General features: G+C 63.5%; 5 protein-coding genes and 1 pseudogene. All 6 read right to left on the reverse strand.

Going from position 1 to position 4582, the window contains the following annotated elements; all coding sequences use genetic code 11:
* Positions 1-120 (reverse strand): annotated as a pseudogene (locus tag ACEW8G_RS07575) (flagellar motor protein MotB); the annotation flags it as partial.
* Between the two features lie 199 nt (positions 121-319).
* Positions 320-766, reverse strand: a complete 447-nt coding sequence (locus ACEW8G_RS07580) for a DUF2793 domain-containing protein (protein ID WP_373487823.1) — start codon at positions 764-766, stop codon at positions 320-322.
* A 57-nt stretch (positions 767-823) separates the two neighbouring features.
* Positions 824-3028, reverse strand: a complete 2205-nt coding sequence (locus ACEW8G_RS07585) for a phage tail protein (protein WP_373487824.1) — start codon at positions 3026-3028, stop codon at positions 824-826.
* A 2-nt stretch (positions 3029-3030) separates the two neighbouring features.
* Positions 3031-3459, reverse strand: a complete 429-nt coding sequence (locus ACEW8G_RS07590; RefSeq protein WP_373487825.1) for an NlpC/P60 family protein — start codon at positions 3457-3459, stop codon at positions 3031-3033.
* Complete coding sequence (locus ACEW8G_RS07595) at positions 3459-4280, reverse strand: DUF2163 domain-containing protein (RefSeq protein WP_373487826.1); 822 nt, start codon at positions 4278-4280, stop codon at positions 3459-3461. The genes ACEW8G_RS07590 and ACEW8G_RS07595 overlap by 1 nt, the downstream gene beginning before the upstream one ends.
* The coding region (locus ACEW8G_RS07600) for a DUF2460 domain-containing protein (protein ID WP_373487827.1) at positions 4277-4582 on the reverse strand (306 nt) is incomplete at its 5' end. The genes ACEW8G_RS07595 and ACEW8G_RS07600, both read right to left, overlap by 4 nt.

Genomic DNA, 4582 nt, shown 5'->3' on the forward strand with positions numbered 1-4582 from the left:
AATATCTTCAACGATGGTGGCACCACCTTCGACACCGACATACCACTGACCGTCACGGGCAAATGCCGGTGTGGTCAGGGCGGTTGATGCAAGCGCCAGTCCTATGACTAACTTTCGCATACTTAATCCCCTTATAAATAGGTTTTGGAACGACAACTCGGAAACGTTACTAGCGGCAACACCCCTGTGGCGCAAGCGTGGTTTTGCCCAGAGTGTTGCCAAAATGTCGCCATATTGGGGGTCTTAAACAAAAAAATGCCATGTCGTTACAAGGGATTGGTTTCTTGATTTGGTTCCAAAAGAATCGTGGGGAAATCGGTTATGCAGCAGGTTGCAAGCCAACAGTGCGCAATACGATGAGTAAAGCGGACAGCGCTGCCCGGGCCTCCGCATCGATAATGTCACCGCCTGCCGGGGCGGCGACTGCATCGGTCGATGTCCAGATGGTACCGTTACAGAAACGGATCATCGCAGCTGCGCGATCATAAACCCGCATGCCCGCGAGCGGCGATACGAACCGCCAGCCGCCCGCGGTAAACAACGCCAGCGCGCCCGCCCGGCCGCTCCATGCACCAACCGGATCGGGGCCGACAATCCACAACTGCCCTTCGGCAGGTGTCAGCGCTGATGGATCGTTTGCCAGCGCTTCGGCGCTCCCGGTGGTGATCGCATCAAGCACAACGATCGCTTCATTGTGCAGGATTTCCTTTTGGCTTTGCGCTGCAAACAGCAGCGGCATGGCAAGATTCGGGGTGTACGATGTCATGCGCCAGTCCTTTTGCCGACTTGTTGTAATGCGATGCGGAATGTCTCTTGTGGCCGATTATGGGCCGGGCAGCGCTACCAGCAGCGGCGCGGATATGCCGAGCGAGCCCAATTGCTCTATCCTGGCCGCCAGTGATGCAGTTGCGGCCGCCTGTGCAGCTGCCAAGGCGGCAGCGTTGATGATCGCCGACGGCGCATCGGCATTCTGCTCGTGCACAACCACCCCGTCAGCCAACAGCGTGACCCGATAAGCTTCCCGGTCTTCAGCCAGAGGGGAATCGACGCCGTCGCGCCAGGCAAAGCCAGCCCTGCTGCGTCGCACCCAGTCGAGCCGCAACGCGCCTTCGGGCAACATCGACCAGCGGCCGTGCACCGGGGCAAGCGGCTTGGCCGCGCGCCCTGAAAATGGCAGATCGGCAAATACGGGGATTGCATCGCCCTTGCCCAAAGCCCCGACACGCAGCGCTGCTCCGGCGGCAATCCGCGATGGGTCAAGCAACCCCAGGGCTTCGTCGACCATGACGAACGGTTCGCCCGCAACATGCCCCAACATCCGGTCTTCGGTGCCGCCACGCCCGCGCCAGAGGCCGGACAACCTGAACTGTGCGTCGCCCAGCGGTTCGACACGGGAGAACTGGATCGCTTCGTCACCCACCATCGCAAGGTTCGCCCCGCGCGCCAGCGCTTCCTGACCGGCATTGGCCAGCACGAATGGCCCGTCGCGAAGCAACGCGACGGTCATGCTATTCAGGTCATCGCGCAAAAGCGCCGTGCCGGCGGGCAGCGCGTCCAGCGCAACGCCCAATGTCGCAGGCACCCGGATATAGTCGAGAACATCGCCAAGCGAACCATCAGCCTCGACCAGATGCACATGTGCGCCGCGCCAGCCAGCTGATACCCCTGCGACAGCAAGCCCGACATGCGGCGCGGCCATTGGTCGGTCCATCGGCGAAGGCATATCAAACAGCGCCAGAGCCGTTGTGCCAACGGGCTGGTCGGGGGTGTTGATGCTGCGCCCCGGATCATCGGCCAGCACCAATCCGGGCCCGAGAATTTCGAAACGACTCAGGGTCATATCGATGCCGGCTGCGTCCCAGTTCCAGCGCGTGACGCGCCAGACACCGGGAAGACCATCAACCTGAACCAGCCCGCCGGGCATCGCGTTCAGATCAATCACCGAACTGCGCAGTTCAACCCACTGCAGCGCCTGCACGGCAATACGCTTGAGACGCTCTGCGACACGCTGGGCCGCCACTGCCGACAGCACGGCAGGAAAATCGAGTTGCAGGCCCCGTCCGCTGGTGGATGTGCCCGCCCGCCGCAGGCCGGGTTGATAATCACGCTCAGGATCATAATAACGCAGCGCCAGCGCGCCATCACGACGCGCCGCCTGTTGCAATGTCATGTCGCCGTCAGCGTCATTGGTGGCACGCGCCAGCAGATTACTGGTCTCAACGCGACCCAGATTGTCATCACCAGGCAAGGCCATGTCGTGCAGGCGACCAGTGATGTGTCCGTCGCGCTCGGTCAATGCTATCGGAAAACCTGTCGCCAGCAGGCGAATCGCATCCCGCCGGGATTCGCCGCCAAGCGCGATCCCGGTCACCGCCGCCTCATCACCTGCCAGCACCACCACGCCCGCAGCCTCAGCCAGTGTCGCCAGCGAAATATCGCCATGGTCAGCCATCACCTCGAAGGTCAGCGATGGCAGCCGGTTGCCGAAGGCTTCAAGCTGCATGTCCTCGAACACGACATAGACCAGCCCGCGATAGGCCGGGCACTGGCCAAGCCCCTCGGCCGCAGCAAGCAGCGGGTCGGCGGACTGGTTACCCAGCCCATGATGGACGCGAAATCCGGTTTCACTGGTAAACACCCCATCGCTTCCGCGCAGCAGGTTGCCCTCTGCCCAGATGCGTCCGATGCCGATGATCGGGCGGCTGGACAGGGCCACCGCAAAGGAGACCGAATAGTTGTAGCTGGTCGTACTGGGGCGCCCCTTGCCGCCGCCCTGGCGTACGCGACGTTCTTGCAAATCGGTCGACCAGATAACCGTGCCCGCCAACCGCACGCGGCCATACACTTGCGGCAGTTCGCTGCCATATTGCGAACTCTGGATCGCAAGGTCTTTGAGCCTTGGCCCTTCGCGCGATGGCGGCCTGAACAGGACGTTCTGGTCGATGCTGCGGCCCACCAGCGCGCCAAGCGCGCCGCCGATCGGCCCGCCCACCAGGGTGCCGACCGTGCTGAGCACCAATGTCGCCATGGTTACAAATCCTCTTGCAGGCGCCAGCGGCGCACAACCGGCCAGGGGGTAGGCAGCGGCATGGCGACGACCCGGCCAATCCCGGCATGGGCGTGGATGATCTGCGCGCCGCCGTACACGAGCAGATGAAACTGATCGGGTGCAGGCTGGCACAGCAGCAGATCGCCAGCACTCGCTGCGGCCTCCGGGCCAATGATCCTGAAACCGCAAGATTGGGCCCAATCATCGAAGCGGATCAGCACGCCGCCGCGAAGCCGGTAATCCGACGGGGGATCGACGCGCCACCCGGCGCGCGCCAGCGCCACCACCGCCAGCCCCACGCAATCGAGACCCGTTTCAGCCGAGCGGCCATGCAGACGAAACGGCACGCCAATCAGGCCAGATGCTCGATCGGCAAAGCGCTTTGCCAGCATGCTGCGTGAAATAGCCATCACAACGCTGCAAACCGGGTTAGCAGGTCATTGCCCGGCAAATGCGGTTCGCCGCGAAAATTGACGGCATTGCCAAAGCGCGTGGCACAGGTGGCCAGCGTCTTGTCGCATCCCTCAATCAGGATTGCGCGGTCGCCGGGCTGCGGGATGGCTGCGGCGTTCGATACAAGCTGCAAGGCTGCGCCATCTGCGGCTTCAATAAAGGCCTCAAGCCCGGCATTGTCCCCGCTCACCCAGCGCAGCCTGCCTCCTGCCAGCGCGCTTGCCATGGTAGGATCGATAGCGGCGAAGGTCACACCTGACGCAGACACGCTCGCAACCTCAGCGCACCGTTCAAAGGCGCTGCGGTTGAGCCCGCATTCCCGATCGCAAAATGCAGCGCGGCAAGACGGCGACGTCACCGGCGCAAAACCCTCATCGAGCCGCGCCTTGACGCCCTGCAACTCCGCACTGAAGCGCATGCCATTGCGCGACACCGCGCCGAGCGTGCCTGACCAAAACCAGCCGATGCCCTGATTGGGCAACAGCCAGTCGACCAGGCCGATCCGCACAGCTGCTGCGTCCCAGCGCCCGGTGGCCAGAACGTCGCTGCGAATCAGATCGTGGGTAAGCACGCCGCCGATATCCAGATCGAGCGCGTCCAGCCCGTCATCGGCCTCAATCGCCGAGGGCATCATGCCAGGCGCGGCGCGGTAGGTGAATTGGTCCACCAGCAGATCGCGGTCATGGGTTGCAAAGCCGAGCACAATGCCATCGCGCCGTTCCAGGCGCCAGACCATGGCGATGGTCTCCAGCGGCTGATCAAACCAGCGTGTCCTCATGCCGCCTCGCGGATTTCGACCAGCGGCACCGAGGCGACCTCGCCCGCCGCAAAGGTCGCCATGCCGGTGGTCAGCGCATCTTCGGCAAAGCGCACGGGGACATCGAACAGATAGCCCGCGCGCACCGCCGTGCCGGGCGGCGGGGGAACATCGAAGCGCACAATGCCGTTTTCAACAAGCTGCCATCCACTGGCGGGCGCGCCGTCCAGTGAGACCAGCACCGACCCGGCAACAGGCCGCGTGATCCGCCGCTCCTGCGGATCGGGGCCATCGCCATAACGCTTGACCAGCGCGAAGTCCGC

The sequence above is a fragment of the Blastomonas sp. genome (assembly GCF_041747255.1).
GTDB lineage: Bacteria > Pseudomonadota > Alphaproteobacteria > Sphingomonadales > Sphingomonadaceae > Blastomonas.

Bases quoted from the DNA above. Each gene is read 5' to 3' on its own strand.
- ACEW8G_RS07595 (WP_373487826.1), bottom strand. From the start codon at position 4,280: ATGAGGACACGCTGGTTTGATCAGCCGCTGGAGACCATCGCCATGGTC.
- ACEW8G_RS07585 (WP_373487824.1), bottom strand. From the start codon at position 3,028: ATGGCGACATTGGTGCTCAGCACGGTCGGCACCCTGGTGGGCGGGCCG.
- ACEW8G_RS07580 (WP_373487823.1), bottom strand. From the start codon at position 766: ATGACATCGTACACCCCGAATCTTGCCATGCCGCTGCTGTTTGCAGCG.
- ACEW8G_RS07590 (WP_373487825.1), bottom strand. From the start codon at position 3,459: ATGGCTATTTCACGCAGCATGCTGGCAAAGCGCTTTGCCGATCGAGCA.